Origin of the sequence: Hyperthermus butylicus DSM 5456, assembly GCF_000015145.1 — an archaeon.
GTDB classification, from domain to species: domain Archaea; phylum Thermoproteota; class Thermoprotei_A; order Sulfolobales; family Pyrodictiaceae; genus Hyperthermus; species Hyperthermus butylicus.
In genome coordinates, this window is sequence record NC_008818.1 from 1,282,402 (window position 1) to 1,301,739 (window position 19,338).

Genomic DNA, 19,338 nt, shown 5'->3' on the forward strand with positions numbered 1-19,338 from the left:
GGGCTAGCTGAAAGTAAGCATTACACCCGGTCTCCCAGTATAAGTCTGGGCATCACTACACTATAAGGGGGTTCACTAGTCTGATATTCTCCTCTCGGGTACCTTAGCTAATAGTGTATGGGGGCTGTAGAAACGCCGTGTATAGGTTAGAGCCCATCCCAGCCTATGTACCGGATACGAGTGTCGTCATAGAGGGACTAGTCTCCAGGCTTGTAAAGGAAGGGAGGATTAGGGGTAAAATACTGATCCATCGCGCTGTCATATCTGAACTCGAGAACCAGGCTAACCAGGGTAAGGCTACGGGGTTTTCTGGGCTGGAGGAGCTTAAGAGGCTACGGGAGCTGGCAGAGGAAGGACTAATAGATATTGAAATTGTTGGCCAGAGACCGTCACCGAGTGATATTAGGTATGCGCATCTAGGAGCTATTGACGCGCTCATAAGGGACTATGCGTACGAGAATGGTGCGACGCTCATAACGGCCGATAGGGTACAAGCGTTGGTTGCAGAGGCAACTGGCGTAAGTGTGATATACATACCGCCACGCCGTGAGGAGAAGCTGAAAATAGAATCAATGTTTGATGAGACAACAATGAGCATACATCTCAAGGAGGGTGTCCCGCCTCGAGCGAAGAAGGGTACACCCGGGGAGTGGCTGCTAGTAGACCTTGACTCAAAGCCTCTAAATAGAGAGGAGGTAGAGTCTATAGCTAAGGAGATTATCGAAGTTGCAAAGAGAAGACCCGACGGGTTCATAGAAATAGACCGTAGAGGCTCAACAATAATCCAGCTTGGCAAATATAGGATCGTGATTACAAGGCCGCCTTTAAGCGAGGGCTGGGAAATAACTGTTGTGAGGCCAGTCAAGAAACTTAGACTTGAAGACTACAAGCTGCCAAGCAAACTAATGCGTAGACTTGAGGAGCGTGCAGAAGGTATACTCATTGCGGGAGCGCCAGGCATGGGTAAGACTACGTTTGCACAAGCACTGGCAGAGTACTATGCTTCCAAAGGAAAGATAGTGAAGACCATAGAGTCGCCGCGCGATATGGTGCTTCCTCCCACGATAACACAGTATTCTAAAACTTATGCGGATGTGGGCGAACTACATGATATACTACTGTTGAGTAGGCCCGACTACACAGTATTCGACGAGCTTAGAACCGATGAGGACTTCAAGCTGTATATTGATCTAAGGCTTGCAGGTATAGGTATGATAGGCGTTGTACACGCTACATCACCCATAGACGCTATACAGAGGTTCATAAGGAGAGTAGACATAGGCATGTTGCCAAGCATAATAGATACGGTTATATTCATACATCGGGGACGTGTAGAGAAAGTCTATGGCCTTCGCATGACAGTAAAGCTGCCAACGGGCCTTCGGGAGGCAGATCTCGCCCGCCCTGTAGTAGAGGTGAGAGACGTACTAACAGACGAACTGGAATACGAGATATACACCTTTGGAGAACAGACCGTAGTAGTTCCTGTAAAACAAGTCGCTACTCTAGGTTATGAGGAAAAGCTGAAGAGGATAATCGAGAGACTAATACCGGGCGCTGAAGTCGAGATAAGAGACAATATGGTCATATTGAATGTGCCACGCATAGCGGCGAAAACCCTCATGAAGAAGATGAAGAGGCTAAAGAAGCTAGAAGACAAGTACGGCATTACGATTAGGGTGAACATGGTTGGGTAGAGCACAGATACGTAGCAAGGGATTCAACGCTGAAAGAGAACTCGCTCGCAAGCTATGGAGTAGGGGGTTTGCCGTAGTAAGAGCACCAGCAAGTGGCTCTAAGGCAAAGCATGTCTTCTATCCTGATCTAGTAGCTATGTATCGCGGAAAAATATTCGTCTTCGAGGTAAAGTATCGTACAACAAGCGAGACAATATACATAGAGAAGGAGAAGATATTGAAACTCGTTGACTTTGCTGAGCGTGCTGGAGGAAAAGCATACATAGCAATAAAGCTACTGGGCAAGGGTTGGCTAGTGGTCCCTGTTGATAACCTTGCAGAGACAGCGGGTGGAAGATACAAGATAGACCTAAATAGCATGAAGGTACTAACATTAGATGAATTCGTTAACAGGATTCAGAACGAGAGTCTAACAAGATACGTGGCACGCCATGTGTAGTAGATTCTAGCATGTTGATGTATCAGTTGGGTAAGTTTTCGTCACCCACTAGGAATTGTCGGCCCGGGAGTAACTCATCACGAGCAATATACTAACGTGGCTTAATTTTAAGATCTTTAAATTCTAGCTTGCCACGGCTACTCCATATGACCCTAATTGTATTAATGGTTCCGGGTCTTATTTTAACAGTCAAGCTCTTACTTGTTCCCGGTTTTAGATCACCTACAACCTGGCGGCTTAGCACAGAGCCTAGTGCCATGCTTAGAGCTATAACTTTCTCAGCTACACCATTGCCTTCGTTGACTATAGTAATCTTAGCCTCATCACCTTCTATGAACTCTAGCTCGATCTTAACCGTGGGAGTCGGCGCCTCAACCTCGTACACAAGTATGGATGATACTAGCAGTGTACTCTGTACATTCGTAGCCTCTAAAGCTAACTCTGTAATATCGCCCAGTGTGTGCTGGTACTCAACCATGCCAACAGCCTTGCCTAGCTCTATGATTTTACCTCCAGCCCTAGCAACGATAAGCGCTTCGGGTGAAGGCATACTAACTATTATGTGGATTCTAGCATTGCTAAACCTAAATGGCATCTTTACTGAGAAGACTTCTCCATTGCTTAAAGCTAGAGCGCCACTGAGATAGTAGTATCTTGCCTTTACGTCGGCATCCTCGGCTACTGCAAAGAGTCCTATATGGTCTAGACGTATTTCTCTTACACCAGCATATCGTATCGATACCGACAACGGGTTCGAAGGCCTAGAATCAACTATCGGCTTAACATTGTATACAAGTTTGCAATACGCAGCTCCTCCATTAATATACGTGCATATGCTTGGCTTAAACTCTCTCGTCACGACAACGTTATTAAACGATATCTTCCACCTGAATGGTTCCAGGCTCCATGTGGTTACTCCAACCTCTAGCAGTACATCAGTGGTCCTCTCCGGAGGGAAGGGTAACAGAAAGTTGACATCATAGCTTGTTGGGTGAGTATCACCACCAAGCAACATTTGTGGTAGGTTACTCTCATAGAAGACGTCTTTACTACCTTCACCCGCAAGATAGAGTTGTAGCTCGCCCTTAGCCAAGGCTTCCCCTTCCTCTCCGCAACACTGGCTATACTAGCCCAGCTATAGGGTTTAATGCGTAGAAAACACAAATCCACCTAAGTCATGGATGCAAGTACTTCCTCGGCAATCTTCTTTAAAATAGCTTGTTCTGCAGTACCACGCACAGCAATATAATATAGTTTCGATACCTTACCTGGCTGGGGCCTTAGTAGCCTACCAAGCCTCTGTATAAATTGTCTCCTAGAAGAAGTACCGGAAAGTATCAGCCCTACATTTGCATCAGGGACATCGATACCCTCATCGCCAACTGTGGTTAAAACTAATACCCTATACCTGCCACGCTTAAAGAGTTCAAAAGCTAGTGCTCTCCTAGCTTTGTCAGTCTTACTAGTTATGACCGGTGCGCCTAGAATTTTGCCAACACGCTCAGCTTGCTCGATATACTGTGTAAAGACAAGTATCTTTGAGCCCTTAGCAAGCTCGCTATCTACAATCCTCTTTGCTTCAGCAAGCTTAGCTCTAGATAGTGCAACAAGTAGACGCATTTGACTAAGAAGTTGTAGGGCTTTTTTAGCCCTTTCATCGCCTGCAGATGCTGCTTTAACGAGTTCTTCGACCTTGCGGCCAGCCGAGAGTACCTTATACTCGTTCTTTAACTTCTCATACTTCTTCTTCTCGTCAGGCTCGAGGTTAACCAGCACCGGTATAACTTGGAATGATGCTACAAAACCCCTTTCTGCTAGCTCCTGCAAGCTCTTTTCATAGATTACCCCGCCTACAAGTCTAAACAGTTCCTCGTGTCTCCCATCCTCACGGTAGGGTGTAGCAGATAATGCGAGACGGTACGGTGCAAGGATTTTTTCTGCTATAAGCTTAAACTTGTCGGCTGGTAGGTGGTGAGCCTCATCAACAACCAGAAGGCCAAACCTGTTATAGAGTAGGCCTATATGCTGGTAGGCGGACTGGTATGTCGTAACGGTTATTGCTGCAAGTCTCTTCTCGTCAGAATAGTATGCGCCAACCATCCCTAGTGGCAAAGCTAGAAACTTCCTAATCTTTTCCAGCCACTCACGAACCTGCTCCTTGGTATAAACGACGATAAGTGTTGGAAGCTTCAACCTGGCAATTGCAGCTAACGCAACAATAGTCTTACCAGCACCTGTAGGTAACGCTATAACGCCACGATAGCTATTCTCAACCCAAGCTTCTAAAGCCTCAGCTTGATATTCTCTTAGTTTACCAACAAATTCTATTCTCAGTCTCTCCCTCGGTTCAAGAATCCCTGTTTTATCTTCAATTCTGAAGCCCTCGCTGCGAAGCCTATTGACAACATCGACAAGCCTATATGGCTTTACAACAAAGCCCTTATGCTTCCGCGAGTACCAGACACTACCATCAGACCTATACTCATGTAGAAAATCGGCAAGCATTCTCCGTGATCTAAGCACCACTATGCCTGGCTCAATAGCCTCGATGATGACGGTGTTAATGTTTTTCTTAAATTCTTCTAGGATATTACGATCCCTATCTTCGAATACTGCTCCGAAGGAATCAAGGCTATTGAGGAAGTCGAGTAATTTATCGAGATCAAGCCTTCCGGTAAGACTTAGCTCGAATATGCTACAGCCTCCGTTTCTACCAACATAATCTGCAAAGGAAACTATCTCGAGAAACTCTTCGCGGCTGAGCCACTTGCAGATCCGAAATCTTACCTTCATATCCGCACCCTGCGAATCAAGCTACAATCAGCATAATTGTATACTGTCTACGTCGTTATACCCCCATGTAATACCCTATATACTATATGTGGGAGATCATAATAGTTCTCTACACAATAATACTGCAGCCCTCCTTTTAGCTTGTCACAATAATTACTCAGCATGTCAGCTGCATATCCTTCTTCGGAAACTACAACTAGGACTAAACTTCCATCACGATAAACATACTCTACATCATCTACTGGTATCTTTTCGAGGTATTCTCTACATGGCTCATTAGTAGGGCAGGCTAAGACGTATTTAATATCAAGGATTTCTGGTAGGCTAAACTCAATACTTTCAATAGGTATTAAAAGGTGGAGAATTACTGCAACAATACAGTTTTTGCTAGCTGATACTACTAATACAATGTGTTCACAGTCATGTATAGAGGCATATGCAAGTAGTTCCAGTAGTTTATCATCATTAACTAGCTTACGTATGGTTGCCTGCATATTTTGCTCCCAGCGTGGGTTCTTCATCATAACCGTATTCAGCTCTTAAAACCGCGGTCATCGCATGCATTGCCCATCCAAGCTGTGCAGAGATTAGAGAGTGTAGAGGCAGGTAAATTTGGCCTCCGATGCATTATCTGTGCCGTGTCTGCAGAGCGGAGCAACTACAAGTTTTACCGAGATGAGGGAGGAGATAGCACTAACAAGCGCTTCTCGTGGAATTTGTATGAGGAAGGGGAGAATAACTAGAGCTTCGTGTCGTCGTAACCTTGGCCGTGGGAATTCCTGGAAGCATAGTGGCATGTGCAGGGTATTGCTAGCCTCAAGCACCACACAGTAATCTGCGCCTGGAGGCGTGAAAGGCGGATAATAGCCTATTATTAGTCGCGCATGAAGTCTACGTGCTACAGTGTATCCAACCTCTACAATAGGCTCATTAAATGTTATAACTAAGTCGAGCCCAGTAATGCCTCTTTTCCGCTCCAGGACATGTATTGCACTTAAGGTAAGCCCGCAGATAAACCCTTTGTCCTCGGCAAGTCCAGCCAGGATCTTCTTCTCGACGAGTGTGGATACGTACTTACGAATCCTGTTGGATTTCAAAAACACGTCAAGTATTCGCCATACAAGGTCCTCTGGTGGTGCATTCCTGGCGTTAGTGTATCGGCTCAAAAGCGATGGCGGAACTCCCAGTAGTTCGCTCAGCTCGTTGTTAGTGTAGAAGCGGCGTATAAACCATAATAGGCACGAGGCCATAGAGCGCTCATATATCGTAAGCTGCACGGCTAACCCACGCTCCAGCGGTGCACACAGGGCTGACGGAGAGGGTTAAGCTCCCTATCAACTAGCGTATAGTAGCTGCCTAGATACGTTATATCCCCCGTGCCTAGCTACAGCAGAGCTGGAAGAAGGATTAGCAGGGGTTGAAGAAACGATGAGTTCACAAAATGGCCAGCAGCGTAGTGTTCCGCCAGGAGTGCGGGCACGGATCGAAGCTATAAAGAAGATTAGGAAGCAGGAGGAAATGATCAAAGAGAGTATGAGAAAGGTAAAGTACAAAATAGCTGTATTGAGCGGTAAAGGTGGGGTAGGAAAATCATTTGTAACTGCTAGCCTAGCATTCGCCTTAGCGTATATGGGCAAACGTGTTGGAGTATTAGACGCTGATATTTACGGTCCATCAATCCCTAAGATGATGGGTGTCCCACCAGGCACTGTCTACGGGACAGAAGATGGCAGGCTGATACCACCAACAGCTCCTCTAGGAGTGAAAGTATTATCGGTAGGCCTTATGCTTCCACAGGAGGACTTGCCAGTCATATGGCGTGGTCCCCTCTCCTCATCAGCTATACGTGAAATGCTTGCATACGCAGAGTGGGGGGAGCTGGACTACTTACTCATAGACTTACCACCAGGCACAGGCGATGAGCAGTTAACAATAATGCAGCTGATAAAGGATCTAACAGGTGTTCTAATAGTAACGATACCCTCTGACGTCTCTGGAGTAATTGTTTCCAAGGCTGTAAATTTTGTTCGAAGGCTTGGAGCAAATATCATAGGCATAATTGAAAACATGAGCTACTTCCGTTGTCCTGATGGAAGCATACACTACATCTTTGGTGAGGGTGCGGGTAAGAAAGTTGCAGAGAAATACAACGTTAGGTTCCTGGGTGAGATACCGATAGACCCGAGAATCTCACGTGCCAATGATGCTGGCGAACCATTCTTCCTAAAGTACCCTGACAGCGAGGCTTCCAAGGCATTCCTCAAGATAGCAGGCAATGTTGCCGAGATAGTTGAAGGAAAATCACAGAATAGCATGAGTTGATTTTACTCCAGAGAGCTAACAACCAAAATTTATATTATTTTTTATCATGTTGCTGGATTACAAACTGGTGGGTCGAATGCGGTTCACCGAGATAGTGAAGGTAGACAGTAAGGGAAGAGTGACCATACCCCTAGTAGTACGTGAAGCCTTAAACGTCATTGAAGGTATGAACCTTATTCTGATAGCTGATACCGATAGGCGTGAGATAATTCTAACACCGCTACCCGGTGGCGGTGAGAACCTCTACGAACTCCGAATAGAGTTTAAGGATGTGCCTGGTGCTCTAGCGCGTATATCCTCAAAGCTTGCAGAGCTAGATGTCGACCAGGTAGCAACACAATGTACAACTGTTAAGCGCGGCGAGAATGCAGAATGCATAATAATAATAGATTTGTCTAAGAGCACGCGAAGTATTGACGAGATAAAATCAGAGCTTTCAGCCATGGAGGATGTCCATTTTGTCCAGATAAAACAGCTGCAGCATAGATAGCGCTCAGTCGGTGGTATGGTCTTCATCGCGGCGGCTCAAGGCGGGTAGAGCTGCATCACGGCGCCCATAAGTATAGTCTAAGTATGCGGGTTTTTAGCGCTACATTACTTCTTTTACCCTAACATGTTAAGAGGGATTCCAGAGCTGAGTAATAACCCTGGGGAGCTATATGGGGTTTAGAGCCGTCTACCCCGCAGCAACAAAGTTTAAGTATATAATCCAGACTATTGCAAAGGTTATGGATGAAATACCATTCATTGTTGCGCAAGACGGTCTAGACGTAAGAACGCTAACACCTGACAAGACGACAATGATTATACTAAGGCTTCCCGTTACAGCCTTCGAAGAGTACCAGTTAGACGAGGATAAGAAGACATTCATAGTGCTAGCTGACGAGCTTAACAAGGTTGCTAAGCGTGGTACGCGAAATGATATTGTTGAGCTGAAGCTTGACGAGGAGCATCGTAGACTTGAGGTTAACTTCATAGATAAAAAGACTAATGTTGTACGTAGCTTCTATGTATCTCTTCGTGAGGGTACTGTTGAAGAGCTTGCTGAACCGCAGGTGGAGCTAACGGTTACAGCGAAAATGATGGCTGACGACTTTAAGAATGTTATAAATGATGCAAAGATAGTAAGCGACGAAGTCGAGTTTGCGGCGTACGAGGATAGAATAGAAGTTTATGCTGAGTCGGCTCAGAAGAAGTATATGGGTGTACTCAAGGTTGGCATGCCACTTATAACGTTAAATGTTGAAGGCGGTACCCCGATACGTGCTAAGTACTCGATAGACTTGCTGAAAGCGGCTGTTAAGGCAACAACGGCTGCTAATACCGTAACACTGGAATATGGTGAGGCATTGCCGATGAGACTAAGCTTTGACCTGCCCGGCGGCGGGCTGTTAATATACTGGATATCGCCCAGAGTCTAGCCTCCCTCAAGCTTTCTCAGAAGTTCCTCTAAGGCCCTCCTAGCTTCCTCAAGCTTAGGCTGGGGCTTGGCTGCAGGCTGTACATGTCTAAGCGTGGGGAACCATGCAGGCCTAGGACATATGCTCCGCTCGGGGCATGCAAGGCAACAGTATGGACATATAATTCTCTCTGGATGTAGCCAGCACTGCCTGGTTGGGCGGTGTCTTCCACAGATGCTACAGCGCTCCCAGTAAATGCTCATGACTGGAAGCCCAGCCTTACACTTAACAATATAGGAACGATATAAAGGGTTGAGGACTAGCCTAGATTTACGGCTGACCGATGAGAGTGCAGTAATCGCGGCGGGGCACAATACTCGAGGTAAGCCCCGTTTTGTAGGCTGCCTCGAGGGATGATGCCGTGGCCAAAAATTAAAGAGTTTAAGTCCAAGGAACTAGGAGCAACAGTTAGAATGGGTGACAGCTTTGGCGAAGGTTATAGTTGAAGTAGATATGGCCAAGTACAAGCACGTAGATCTCTCTGCGCAAACAGCCCTACAGCTATTGGAGAAAATAGAAGAAAGACTGGGCTATAAGACTCAAGATGTTGAGGAAGCTAAGAGATATATACGGAACTTCAAGGAATTCTATGAGTACATGCGTAAAAAGTTTAAGGATTATCTTGCGCCACCTCGCAGGCCTGACGACTATATTAGGGGTCGAGTTGTTGTGGACAAGATAAAGCTGTACACAAGCGATAATGGCGAAGAACGTGTTGTAATAATATTTGATAGAAGAATTGATGTAGGTCTTATTGAGCAGGTACTCCGTGAGCTAGGGTTTGAGGTTGAGGTGGAACGTGCTTTTTGAGCTTCTAGTCTATGCCGAGTCATAGGTCGCTTTATCCTTCCATTGCGCTACTTTTTCCTTGCTCGGCGTCGCTTCTCGAGAGATGGTATTGCTATCGACTGTAGCATTGTGATGGCTTCTTCAGTTCTATATTCTCCCTTAGCGAGCTTCTCTATTATTTCCGTTCTTGCGACCATAGCTTCTAGAAGAGCGGCATTTACATCTATGTCTACAGTAACGACTTCCTCTTCAGCCTCCTCTTCAGCTGTTGTTATTGTTACTTCCCCTTCCTCTATGGGTTCTGTCACAAACTCCTCCTCCGACATAGAAGCCACCTTTTAAGGCATTCTTGTATTCCATATAGCCGACACACAGCTACAGCTGCTGTAGTAATATTTTCTACCCTAATCGCGGGTAAGATCTTCTACGTCTATCCTTACAAGAAGTGGTGTTCTAATTTCAGGATCACGTATGATAGCATAGCCTGGCTTGATTATATGCAGTGTTAGCTCTAGAGCAGCTCGGTGTTCCTCGTTTACTTCAACTGCAAGACTTTGTGCAAGATACTTTACTACTTTGGGCTCATCATGCCTCAGTACTATTCGAAGCAGCGTGTTTGCAAGGATCATTTCGTCTAGTTCATTGGGTTGTTGCGTGATTATGAGTAGGGCTACGCCGTATTTTCTCAATTCTGCTGCATAGTTTCCCACTATGCTGCCAGCAACATCTCTTGATGCAAATATGTGTGCCTCATCTATCACTATTAGGAAGTCAAGCTTGTCTGATTGACCCCGCTGCTTGAAATACGTATATAGGCGTCTTAGAAGTGTATTTACTGTAAGTACTTGTTGCACTGTGGAGGGTGTCCCTGATAAATCAATTATCGTTACGTGACCTGGCCTCAGCATCTCTCGGGGGTTAATCGTTCTACCGCTAAAGAGGCTCAGTTCGAGACTGCGTATATGCATTAGCAGTCTTAGGCCACGCTCGTCGTTTCGTGCTATTCTCGCGAGAATTTGTGTTAAGTCCCTAAGTGTTGGTGGCTCCCTATTCCAGGTTGTAGGGTCTTCAAGCATGATTCCCTTAGCTTCATAGGCTAGTCTAAGTGCTTCCTCGAGGAGTTCTGCTTGTAAGGGGCCAAGCCTAAACAGCTTCCTAAATAGCTCTACGAGTTCTACAATACGCTCCGATGGGTTAAACCCCATATGATCAAGGGGGTTTATTGATATCTTGCTTACATCGAGGTGTATTAGTGGTATTCTATCTGATAGTTTTGCTTTGTACTCGCCATGAGGATCTATTACCACTACGGCAAGGTCATTGTGTGTTTCTATTGCAGCCATTATAATTCTTGACGCTAGTGTAGTTTTGCCCGAGCCCGTTACTCCTGTCACCAATGCATGTATAGGTCTTGAGAGTAATGGCTTGTAGGGTATCGGCTTACGTAGCCTTTCCCACCAGTAGATATAGCCAGCGCCTATATGGCCTTCGATTCTATATTTTCTCCTTGGCAGCTTAGCTAGGTATGCTAGCGCATACCCTATAGGTTCGGCTCTTCTGGCTTCCAGTGTGCGTGCAGCCTCTAGCTCTTCCAGATTTAGTGCTGCTATTAGCGCAAGTACTGTATAAGGGGCTATAGGTGTCGTTACGCCTGCTAGTAGTACTTCTAGCGGTAGTATAGCCATCTTGTCTGTTTCGTGTGCTCCGGCGTTTGCTGAAAGGGCAATGAGCACAAGTGGGGTTACAGCCAATACTGTGGTATCGTAGAATATAGGTGTCCGTGATGTTGCGTAGATTACTTTCAGTGTTGCATATAGTGGTAGTGTATAGGCCGTTGTAAGATATAGTACTTGGTGGGGATTCTTGCATAGGCTATCTCTCAGATTATGTTTTGACAGTTTTTCCATGAACTCATCAACATATACTCCCCTGAAGTATCTTACCCCAAAGAAGGCTAGGAGTCCAAGATTGATTAACGCTGCTGTACTAGTTAGCGCCGCGGCAAATACTACTTCAAGGGAGAGTTCGGGCTGAATTTCCCTACCTATAAGCGGTGTCACTGGGTATAGTAGTAGTTGCATGCTAAGGTCTCCTAGTGTCTCAAGGGCAAATACTATGCTACTTACGGCTAGGTATATGAGAGCTATGGCTGACACTACTGCTGAACTTGTTGTTAGCGGTACTATTACGGCTGCTACTGCGATTGGTATTTGTAAGGGATAGCCTAAGGCTAACACTAGTGCCAGTGTTATGGCTACAGCTGCTAGCGATGCTAATAACCTGGTATCCAGTACAGCTACCCTGGCGGTAATTGGGCCGTATCGTAGCAAGGATAGCTAAACCTCGTGCGAGGCTGTGGAGGGCTTGCCCAGGGGTTTTGGCCAGACCAGTGTACAGGGCGCGTTTAGGCTACTGCACCCCGTGCTTAGAGCGGTACTCCCTAGGTACGGGTATATAAGGCCGACAGAGATCCAGGAGAAGGCTATACCGCTCATACTTCGTGGGAACCATGTACTTATTGTTGCTCCTACAGGTAGTGGTAAGACTGAGGCTGCACTCCTCCCTGCTATGAGTTCCATCCTGCCTATGCGCGGGTTTACCGGGAAGATATATGTGGTTTACATTACGCCTCTCCGTAGCTTAAACCGTGACATCTTTGCGAGAATGAAATCGCTCGCTTCAAGTGTTGGACTTAGGCTTGAAGTACGGCATGGTGATAGTACGGAGCTCGAGAAGAGGAGATTTCTCGAGAATCCGCCGCACATAATGATTACTACGCCTGAATCATTCTATTTCCTGCTTAGCGTTGAGAAGTTTAGGGAGGCGATAAGCGAGCTTAAGTACGTTATAGTTGATGAGGTACACGAACTCGTTGGGGACAAGAGAGGTGCTGAGCTGAGCCTAGCGCTTGAACGTGCTATATCACTCTATGTTAAGGGTAAGGTACAACTTGTAGGGCTTTCTGCAACTGTTGCCGAGCCTGAGCTTGTTGTCCGTAAACTCTTTGGCTCTAGGTATGTTCGCATTGTTGAGGCTAGTATGGCAAGAAAGTATAATGTAGGAGTGGTTTTGCCTAGCAGGGACAATACTGTTAATGGACTCGAACTCTCGGAGTTTAACGAAGAGCTTTACGAGGATACAATTGATCGTATTGCGTATATAGCGAATGTTATACGTGAGAAAGGATCGGTCATAGTATTCACTAATACGCGTGACACGGCTGAGCTTATAGGCGCTCTCCTAAAGAAGGTTCTAGGCGAGAATAGTATTGAAGTGCATCATGGGAGCCTTAGCAGGGAACACAGACTGTCCATAGAGGAAAGGTTTCGCAAAGGCGAGATAGCGGCTCTAGTTGCTACTTCTAGTCTCGAACTAGGCATAGACATCGGTCATGTTGGCTATGTTGTACAATACCTATCACCTAGGCAGGTTGTTAAACTCGTTCAGCGTGTTGGCCGTGCGCGTCATCGCGCTGGGGAGGCTGCGGCGGGTGTTGTTGTAGCTTCGCGTAATCTTTTCGACGTATTAGAGTCTGCAGTTATAGCTGCCAGAACTAGTAGAGGTAACCTTGAAAAGCTTAAGCCTCCGCATGCGCCGCTTGATGCCCTTGTGCACCAGGTTGCTGGTACCGTCATAGAAAACCCTGGTATAGACATCGGCAAGCTATACCTTCTAGTGACGAGGAGCGGATTCTATGAGGGCCTAGATTTTGACGAGTTTATGGCAGTACTCTCCTACATGGAGCATGCTGGGATAATCCGCATACGTGACGGCAAGCTCTATCCGGGGAGAAAGTGTATGAGCTATTACTTCAACTCAACAATGATAACGGAAAGCATTCAGTATCCAGTATATGATGTGGTTAGCGGTAAGAGGATAGGACTACTTGATGAAGAGTTTGTGGCTTCGCTCGATGTTGGCGAGAAGTTTGTGCTCGCAGGAAGAGTTTGGGAGGTTGTAGGCTTTGACGAAAACGGGGTTCGTGTTAAGCCTTCTAGCGAGGATAGACTCATACCCCCCGCATGGGAGGGCGATCTCATACCTGTAGAGCATAACGTTGCTAGAGAGGTTGCTAGTATTCTCCGTAGATTCGGAGAGGGGCACACGGAAGTTCTGGACATGTACCCTCTTAGCGATACGGCACGCCGCTACGTTGGTGAAAAGCTCCTACAGGCTATGCGTGAACTAGGATTTCTACCGCACGATAGAAGGATACTTGTAGAACACTATGGTGATACTTATGTTGTCTATGTTTTCCTTGGCAGTAGGGGTAACAAGTCGTTAGAATACCTCCTAGCCTACTACATATCGCAAATTAAGGGTTACAACGTATTATCGGCAAGTACACCTTACGCGATTGTGCTTAAGCTTCCAGAACGCAGTGAACCAGGACTCGTAGAGATGGTTATCAAGAGGCTAGCAGAGCTACCGCCCAGCACATTAGAGGAAATGTATGTTGAAGCCGTAAAGAAGAGCAGGCTATACAGCTGGATACTATACCGTGTAGCTCAGCGTGCTGGTGCTCTCCCTGCATCAAGGAGGGCACGTGACCCCTCAATGCTAAAGAGGGTCGTAGCTCAACTCGCCAACACGATACTTGGTGTTGAAGCCCTAAGAGAATTCGAGAATAGGAAAGGCAATCTAGAAGTTGTCAAGGCTCTGCTTCGAGATGTCGGGAAGGGTTATGTTCTAATAAGCACCGTGTCAAGGCGTAATCCTTCACCGTTGACGGAAGACATTATCTCCGAGGCACTTTTTAGCGATAGGGTTGTAAGAACCCAGATGCCAGCAACACTTGTTGCAGAAGCCGTTAAGAGGCGTATCAAAGCGAGACAGGTTATACTCATATGTCTGGTCTGTGGCTACAAGTGGCAGCGTAGGGTATCCGAGCTGCCTCAAGAGATAAAGTGTCCAAATTGTTCATCAAAACTAGTCTACGTTACAACCGTTGAGGAAAAAGCTAGAGATGCCAGCATGCTAGCTATGAAGCGTAAACGTGTTGGACTATCGCGAAGCGAGAATAAGAGGATGCGCGAGTACATCGAGGTTGCAAATCTAGTAATGGACTATGGCAGGTATGCTGTAGAGGCGTTGGTTGCTCGTGGTGTAGGTGTTTCAACGGCGAGGCGTGTATTGCAAAAACTTGTATTTAGCGAGGATGCCTTCTATAAGGCTCTTGTAGAGGCTGAAGCAAAGTATTACAAGTATGCGTATAAGCTTAGGAAGAAATAGGCGAGTGTTAGTTTCAGCTATGTCTGTGGCGGTTAGGCGTTTAGATGGCTCGGGAATAGTAGGGTAAGGAATGGCGGACATAACGGAATTCATAAACATGTTGACCATTAGGATAGTGAGCATTGCTTGGGGCTTGTTCCTCCTAGCATGGAGTATCGGCTGGCTACTCAAGGGCGCACCGATCCCGTTTGCACGGCTCAAACGGACAGGACAAGACCTCGTAGAGGATGCAGTATGGGCTGCCTTTTGGCTTGCTGTGGGCTCCTCAATATTTGCACTAATATCCTACGTAGTTAGCAATGTCGCTCCAAACCCTACCGTTCCACAGCCCTAGCCATGGTGGTTGATGATGACAGAGCCCAGTCTGACAATGTTAGAGCCCATAGAGTTTCTAGCTATAGCTTCTCAGCTCGCAGTCCTAACTTACTATCTTGGCGTATTAATATATGCTCTGCCACTGCCAATCTATAGGCTGAAAAAGTGGGCACCAATACTTATACAAGACTCGATATGGGCTGCCATATTAATATTCACGTACTCGTTACTACTAAGCTTCTCAGATAGCCTGGCAGGCTATAGCGGTATTAGTCTAGAATCCCTCGTGGCCTACATGCAGCTCGTAATCGCAATAGTTATGTCAGTAAACTTTATAGCAAGAGCTTTTATTACTTCACTCTCAATGCTACCTGTTAGCCTACACCACGTAGCGAGCGTCATCCTCCTACCAATCCACATGTTCCAATACGGGATAATCCTATCCTCAACCATGGTAATGATATTGGCTCTAATCCTTATTGGTGCCAAGGCTAAGCTTGCAGCACTAGGGATAACACTTATAGCAATGCCCTTCAGAATCGGTAGAAATGCAGGAGCATCAATACTCGCATTCGTACTAGTAGCCAATGTTATGCTGCCATTTCTACCTTATTGGATTGGTCTTATACTATCTAGTATTGGTCTAGCATATGATGATATAGCAACTTACAATTCTACGATGTATGTAAACATGTGGGGCACCATATCGGACCAGTATGGGGGCTATCCAGCTGGCGGCGTTATACTATTCATGAAGCCCGATGACCCTGATACAAGGTATTGGTTTAAAGTGCATAACGATGGAACATACTACATAAATAGACCATTCAAATACATAAGGGCTGGAGACTATATAGTCTACATGGAGTATCTTGGGTACCTAGTTCACCTAATTCCAACCTACGTCAAGTTGCCTGATAACGCCTCTCTAACTTATAGGCTTTCAACCGCAGAGTATGAGCTACATTTTCGTGCAGCCGAGAACTATGTATTTTTACGTCCTCACGGTGTGTTAATACCAGCATCATGCAAAATTGATGGCTTCGAGAGATACGTTAATGGTGTAAAGCTGGTATGTTTGCCCACGAATAGCATTTTACAGTTATATCTTGCCTATCCAGAGCAGTGTAGTGTAGACCTAGAGTCTAATGCAAGTATGACGCTTACATCTGTAGAGTTAGTACCTTGGTATGGAATTCTGGTGGTTAAGAAAGAGTATAGAGCTAGTGTAGACGAGTCTACAAGGCTCGAAATCAAAGCTAATGTGGTTTGTAGAGGTGCTGTACCAGAACTTCAGGTTGAAGAAGGGGTAGCAGAGCCCAAGAAAAGTGCACTTGTAGAGCTTTTGACGCTAATAACGTTCTTTATAGCATATCCTGTTGCTGTATTCTCGTATTTAACAGTCATGTCGATGGTTACGCTTGCAGTTGCAAGACTATTGGGTGCACTTTCACCAAGGATTATATTTGATTACTAAGGTTAATGGTGATGCGTATGCGTATTGAGCTAAAACTCGATATCAAGACATCAACAATAATAGCCTTCGTTATTGCTATTTACGGGTTTATAGTTGGTATACTTTCCGACAATACTGTCCTCCAAGCAATATCTACTGTCAATGCCATAATGCTTGCGTTACTCCTTATAAGAATTGTAAGAGGTGAAGTCTAGATGGATCCGGTCTCGCTCATCGTAGTTGCTGCTGGGGCTACAGCTATACTAGTAAACATGCTCAACAGCCGAGGCCTCATATCATTGGGAGTGGGATTTACGAGAAAACTATCCATGCACAACAATAGTCATTGCGTGGGTAGCAGATCCGAGTGCCTGGTTGGTATAGCTGTTACTGGAACCGAGTGCATAATGTCTATCTTTATGCGCGGTGTCTTGGAGAAGGTGATGTCTCTAGAGAATATTTGTGGTGTGATAGTCCTTGGCCGCAAAGTAGATTATAATGCTGCTACCAGGTTACTAGAATCAAAGCTAATAATGTACCAGGTTGAGCTTGAGAGAAATCCAGCCAATACACGTGCAAAGAGAATGCTTGAGCTCCTAGAAGCTATTAGATCTGAAATAAACAAGTATAGGGATCCGGTGAACCTGCAACTCGTATTCCTCGTCTGCAAGTCGCATAGTGGTGCAGAGATAGCAGCTGTGCTTAAGCCACTAAAGTCAATGTTACAGCCATATCGCTGCAAAATATCCCTAACCAGCATATCACTTGGGGGAAATTTTCCAAGACGTGGAGGGACAGTATTATCTGGCAGTAAGGCTCTGAGGGAACTTGGCAGAGTAGCCTTACCACTTAGTATTTTAGAGTTTGCACGTGAATCGCAGCTATCAATACCTATAGGTGTTGACCTACTTGCAGGTGGCTTCCCAATATTTCTCCCAATCCACGACGAGTATGGCGCTAGACACACGCTCGTAGTGGGTCCATCTGGTCGAGGCAAGACATATCTACTTGGAAGAATTGTAGCACTAGTACTAGCGTTGCTTCCGCATCGCGTAGTGGTGGTTGACCCGAAGGGAGACCTAGCTGGCCTCATAGACTCTTTTTGTGGTTGCAGTGAAGTGGTAGAGGTCATTGATGATAGCGATGAAGAATACTTGTCAAGAATAGTACATGACAAAGTCAGAGAGCTACTTGAGCGCAGTCGTTACGCGGTGCTGGTTGTTGATGAAGCTTGGAGACTCGCTGGATCCCATGCACTAAACGTAGCTCTTCGCGAGGGTAGAAGCAGGGGGTTAGCAGTTATCATGGCTTCGCAGCAGCCTGGAGACTTTACGACAACACACTGGGCAAATACTAGCAATGTAATAGTATTTGGTTCAAAGGATAGAAGCTATATCAGCCTAGTAGCGAGGTACAGCGGTATAGAGCCTAGGTCGCTAGAACACCTTACACACCTAGATATCGGCGAGGCATTGATAAGGTATAGCAATACGAGTATCGCAATACCCTTCCGGGTTCTTGAACCACCACTGATAACAGTTAAGAGGCCTCCCTAGCGCCGCCCTATAGGCTGGGATAGGTGGTAGGTACATGGGTAAGCGGCTAATAGTACAGCGTAGAGGTAAGGGCTCTCCACTATACAGAAGCCGGCCATGGCTGCACCCGGCCCCAGCAAGGTATCCGCCACTAACACCTGTAACGCTACGCGGCAGAGTCGTAGAACTAGTCCACGACCCTGGTAGATGGGTTCCACTAGCACATATAGTGCTAGAAAACGGGGATGAATTCTACATCCCAGCAGCTGAGGGCATGTATGTTGGCCAGATAATAGAGATAGGTCCTGATGCCAGGCCGGTGAATGGTAACATACTACCGGTAGGCAAGATACCGGAGGGTACCCAGGTATATAATATTGAAATAAGGCCTGGTGATGGCGGAAAGCTCGTCAGAGCCTATGGCACCTACGCAATAATCCTTGGGCGCAGCGGAAACAAGACGATAATACAACTGCCAAGCGGTAAGGTAAAGGAAGTACCAAACGATGCAAGAGCGACAATAGGCATAGTGGCAGGTGCAGGTAGGCTCGAAAAGCCGCTGCTCAAGGCTGGTGCAGCTTACTACAAGTGGAGTGCCAAGCCACACGTGTGGCCACGCGTACGCGGCGTAGCAATGAACGCTGTCAACCACCCACACGGTGGTGGCAGCCACCAGAGCCCAAGCTTCCCAACAACGGTATCCCGTAATGCGCCACCAGGCCGCAAGGTAGGCCACATAGCAGCACGCTCAACGGGCAGGAGGAAGAGGTAATAATCGTATATTAGCACCCAGCATAGAGGGGGATGGAGGGGGTTCGATGGTCCAGACACAGCTAAGGCTCGATGAGGAAATGAAGAAGTGGCTTGAAACACTGCCACCAGAGTGGAAGAAGTTCCGCTACCGTGGCTACACGCTAGAAGAACTACTGGCAATGCCCATGGATCAGTTCATAAAGCTCCTACCAGCAAGGCAGCGCCGCAGCTTGCTAAGAGGTCTAACAGACGCGCAGCGCCGCCTCCTCTGGAAGATTAGGAAGGCAAGGCAGAAGATGCTCCAGGGCAAGAAGGTTGTAGTGAAGACGCATGTCAGGGACATGATTATACTTCCAGAAATGGTTGGTCTTACAATAGCCGTCTACAATGGCAAAGAGTTCATACCAGTAAAGATAACCCCAGAAATGATAGGCCACTATCTAGGCGAGTTCAGTCCAACATGCAAGCAGGTACAGCACGGCGAGCCAGGCCTAAAGGCTACAAGGAGCACGCTGCACGTAGCCCTCAAGTAGCCAATGCGAACTAT

At 46.4% G+C, this 19,338-nt stretch carries 20 protein-coding genes; 13 read left to right on the forward strand and 7 right to left on the reverse strand.

All coding sequences use genetic code 11. The features are described from left to right. The first annotated feature begins 137 nt into the window (after positions 1 to 137). Positions 138 to 1,697 (forward strand): PINc/VapC family ATPase, encoded by a 1,560-nt coding sequence (locus tag HBUT_RS06685; RefSeq protein ID WP_011822426.1) that lies wholly within the window; start codon positions 138 to 140, stop codon positions 1,695 to 1,697. Continuing rightward, positions 1,690 to 2,136 carry a Holliday junction resolvase Hjc gene (gene hjc, locus HBUT_RS06690; RefSeq protein ID WP_011822427.1) on the forward strand — a complete coding sequence of 149 codons (447 nt, stop codon included), beginning with the start codon at positions 1,690 to 1,692 and terminating at the stop codon, positions 2,134 to 2,136. The genes HBUT_RS06685 and hjc overlap by 8 nt, the downstream gene beginning before the upstream one ends. A gap of 91 nt (positions 2,137 to 2,227) precedes the next feature. On the opposite strand, the gene HBUT_RS06695 is transcribed toward hjc, so the two are convergent. From HBUT_RS06695 to HBUT_RS06710, 4 genes are all read right to left on the reverse strand, one after another. After that, a complete protein-coding gene (locus HBUT_RS06695) occupies positions 2,228 to 3,229 on the reverse strand; it encodes a hypothetical protein (RefSeq protein ID WP_011822428.1) in 1,002 nt (333 codons plus the stop codon). Positions 3,230 to 3,306: 77 nt separating this feature from the next. Then, the gene (locus HBUT_RS06700; RefSeq protein ID WP_011822429.1) at positions 3,307 to 4,929 is read right to left on the reverse strand and encodes a DEAD/DEAH box helicase; all 1,623 of its coding nucleotides are present in this window, start codon (positions 4,927 to 4,929) and stop codon (positions 3,307 to 3,309) included. Positions 4,930 to 4,976: 47 nt separating this feature from the next. After that, the gene (locus HBUT_RS06705; RefSeq protein ID WP_011822430.1) at positions 4,977 to 5,423 is read right to left on the reverse strand and encodes a hypothetical protein; all 447 of its coding nucleotides are present in this window, start codon (positions 5,421 to 5,423) and stop codon (positions 4,977 to 4,979) included. Positions 5,424 to 5,516: 93 nt separating this feature from the next. Next, complete coding sequence (locus HBUT_RS06710; protein WP_048061533.1) at positions 5,517 to 6,206, reverse strand: helix-turn-helix domain-containing protein; 690 nt, start codon at positions 6,204 to 6,206, stop codon at positions 5,517 to 5,519. A 151-nt stretch (positions 6,207 to 6,357) separates the two neighbouring features. Between HBUT_RS06710 and HBUT_RS06715 the strand changes: the two genes are divergently transcribed. From HBUT_RS06715 to HBUT_RS06725, 3 genes are all read left to right on the forward strand, one after another. Beyond that, entirely contained in the window at positions 6,358 to 7,251 is an 894-nt protein-coding gene (locus HBUT_RS06715; protein WP_011822432.1) for an Mrp/NBP35 family ATP-binding protein, read from the forward strand. A gap of 76 nt (positions 7,252 to 7,327) precedes the next feature. Then, positions 7,328 to 7,741, forward strand: a complete 414-nt coding sequence (locus tag HBUT_RS06720; protein ID WP_011822433.1) for an AbrB/MazE/SpoVT family DNA-binding domain-containing protein — start codon at positions 7,328 to 7,330, stop codon at positions 7,739 to 7,741. A 169-nt stretch (positions 7,742 to 7,910) separates the two neighbouring features. Continuing rightward, positions 7,911 to 8,672 (forward strand): DNA polymerase sliding clamp, encoded by a 762-nt coding sequence (locus HBUT_RS06725; RefSeq protein ID WP_011822434.1) that lies wholly within the window; start codon positions 7,911 to 7,913, stop codon positions 8,670 to 8,672. Here HBUT_RS06725 and HBUT_RS06730 read toward each other — a convergent pair. Continuing rightward, positions 8,669 to 8,914: a hypothetical protein gene (locus HBUT_RS06730; RefSeq protein ID WP_048061534.1), complete on the reverse strand. Its 246-nt coding sequence runs from the start codon at positions 8,912 to 8,914 to the stop codon at positions 8,669 to 8,671. The genes HBUT_RS06725 and HBUT_RS06730 overlap by 4 nt on opposite strands. Before the next feature lie 214 nt (positions 8,915 to 9,128). Here HBUT_RS06730 and HBUT_RS06735 point away from each other — a divergent pair, with 214 nt between their 5' ends. Continuing rightward, a complete protein-coding gene (locus tag HBUT_RS06735; RefSeq protein ID WP_228546730.1) occupies positions 9,129 to 9,521 on the forward strand; it encodes a hypothetical protein in 393 nt (130 codons plus the stop codon). A 47-nt stretch (positions 9,522 to 9,568) separates the two neighbouring features. Here HBUT_RS06735 and HBUT_RS06740 read toward each other — a convergent pair whose 3' ends face one another. Both HBUT_RS06740 and HBUT_RS06745 read right to left on the reverse strand, forming a co-directional pair. Beyond that, positions 9,569 to 9,826 (reverse strand): RNA polymerase subunit Rpo13, encoded by a 258-nt coding sequence (locus HBUT_RS06740; RefSeq protein WP_011822436.1) that lies wholly within the window; start codon positions 9,824 to 9,826, stop codon positions 9,569 to 9,571. A gap of 78 nt (positions 9,827 to 9,904) precedes the next feature. Continuing rightward, on the reverse strand, positions 9,905 to 11,830 hold the full coding sequence (locus HBUT_RS06745; RefSeq protein WP_011822437.1) for an ATP-binding protein: 1,926 nt from the start codon (positions 11,828 to 11,830) through the stop codon (positions 9,905 to 9,907). 34 nt (positions 11,831 to 11,864) lie between these two features. Between HBUT_RS06745 and HBUT_RS06750 the strand changes: the two genes are divergently transcribed. The 7 genes from HBUT_RS06750 (at position 11,865) to HBUT_RS06775 (ending at position 19,324) form a co-directional block, all read left to right on the forward strand. Further along, complete coding sequence (locus HBUT_RS06750) at positions 11,865 to 14,732, forward strand: DEAD/DEAH box helicase (RefSeq protein ID WP_011822438.1); 2,868 nt, start codon at positions 11,865 to 11,867, stop codon at positions 14,730 to 14,732. 70 nt (positions 14,733 to 14,802) lie between these two features. Further along, complete coding sequence (gene cedA1, locus HBUT_RS06755) at positions 14,803 to 15,066, forward strand: DNA import protein CedA1 (RefSeq protein WP_048061535.1); 264 nt, start codon at positions 14,803 to 14,805, stop codon at positions 15,064 to 15,066. A 15-nt stretch (positions 15,067 to 15,081) separates the two neighbouring features. Next, positions 15,082 to 16,524 (forward strand): hypothetical protein, encoded by a 1,443-nt coding sequence (locus HBUT_RS06760; protein WP_011822439.1) that lies wholly within the window; start codon positions 15,082 to 15,084, stop codon positions 16,522 to 16,524. 11 nt (positions 16,525 to 16,535) lie between these two features. Further along, positions 16,536 to 16,718 (forward strand): hypothetical protein, encoded by a 183-nt coding sequence (locus tag HBUT_RS09575; RefSeq protein ID WP_153801409.1) that lies wholly within the window; start codon positions 16,536 to 16,538, stop codon positions 16,716 to 16,718. Continuing rightward, the gene (locus HBUT_RS06765; protein WP_048061536.1) at positions 16,719 to 18,059 is read left to right on the forward strand and encodes a type IV secretory system conjugative DNA transfer family protein; all 1,341 of its coding nucleotides are present in this window, start codon (positions 16,719 to 16,721) and stop codon (positions 18,057 to 18,059) included. Positions 18,060 to 18,093: 34 nt separating this feature from the next. Continuing rightward, on the forward strand, positions 18,094 to 18,810 hold the full coding sequence (locus HBUT_RS06770) for a 50S ribosomal protein L2 (RefSeq protein WP_011822441.1): 717 nt from the start codon (positions 18,094 to 18,096) through the stop codon (positions 18,808 to 18,810). 46 nt (positions 18,811 to 18,856) lie between these two features. Then, positions 18,857 to 19,324, forward strand: a complete 468-nt coding sequence (locus HBUT_RS06775; RefSeq protein WP_011822442.1) for a 30S ribosomal protein S19 — start codon at positions 18,857 to 18,859, stop codon at positions 19,322 to 19,324. The last annotated feature ends 14 nt before the right edge of the window (positions 19,325 to 19,338 follow it).

What these genes read in the sequence shown, in the direction of transcription:
- cedA1 (WP_048061535.1), top strand. Translation starts at nt 14,803, where the DNA reads ATGGCGGACATAACGGAATTCATAAACATGTTGACCATTAGGATAGTG.
- HBUT_RS06725 (WP_011822434.1), top strand. Translation starts at nt 7,911, where the DNA reads ATGGGGTTTAGAGCCGTCTACCCCGCAGCAACAAAGTTTAAGTATATA.
- HBUT_RS06705 (WP_011822430.1), bottom strand. Translation starts at nt 5,423, where the DNA reads ATGCAGGCAACCATACGTAAGCTAGTTAATGATGATAAACTACTGGAA.
- HBUT_RS06775 (WP_011822442.1), top strand. Translation starts at nt 18,857, where the DNA reads ATGGTCCAGACACAGCTAAGGCTCGATGAGGAAATGAAGAAGTGGCTT.
- HBUT_RS06730 (WP_048061534.1), bottom strand. Translation starts at nt 8,914, where the DNA reads ATGAGCATTTACTGGGAGCGCTGTAGCATCTGTGGAAGACACCGCCCA.
- HBUT_RS09575 (WP_153801409.1), top strand. Translation starts at nt 16,536, where the DNA reads ATGCGTATGCGTATTGAGCTAAAACTCGATATCAAGACATCAACAATA.
- HBUT_RS06760 (WP_011822439.1), top strand. Translation starts at nt 15,082, where the DNA reads ATGACAGAGCCCAGTCTGACAATGTTAGAGCCCATAGAGTTTCTAGCT.
- HBUT_RS06770 (WP_011822441.1), top strand. Translation starts at nt 18,094, where the DNA reads ATGGGTAAGCGGCTAATAGTACAGCGTAGAGGTAAGGGCTCTCCACTA.
- HBUT_RS06765 (WP_048061536.1), top strand. Translation starts at nt 16,719, where the DNA reads ATGGATCCGGTCTCGCTCATCGTAGTTGCTGCTGGGGCTACAGCTATA.
- HBUT_RS06720 (WP_011822433.1), top strand. Translation starts at nt 7,328, where the DNA reads ATGCGGTTCACCGAGATAGTGAAGGTAGACAGTAAGGGAAGAGTGACC.
- HBUT_RS06715 (WP_011822432.1), top strand. Translation starts at nt 6,358, where the DNA reads ATGAGTTCACAAAATGGCCAGCAGCGTAGTGTTCCGCCAGGAGTGCGG.
- HBUT_RS06740 (WP_011822436.1), bottom strand. Translation starts at nt 9,826, where the DNA reads ATGTCGGAGGAGGAGTTTGTGACAGAACCCATAGAGGAAGGGGAAGTA.
- HBUT_RS06700 (WP_011822429.1), bottom strand. Translation starts at nt 4,929, where the DNA reads ATGAAGGTAAGATTTCGGATCTGCAAGTGGCTCAGCCGCGAAGAGTTT.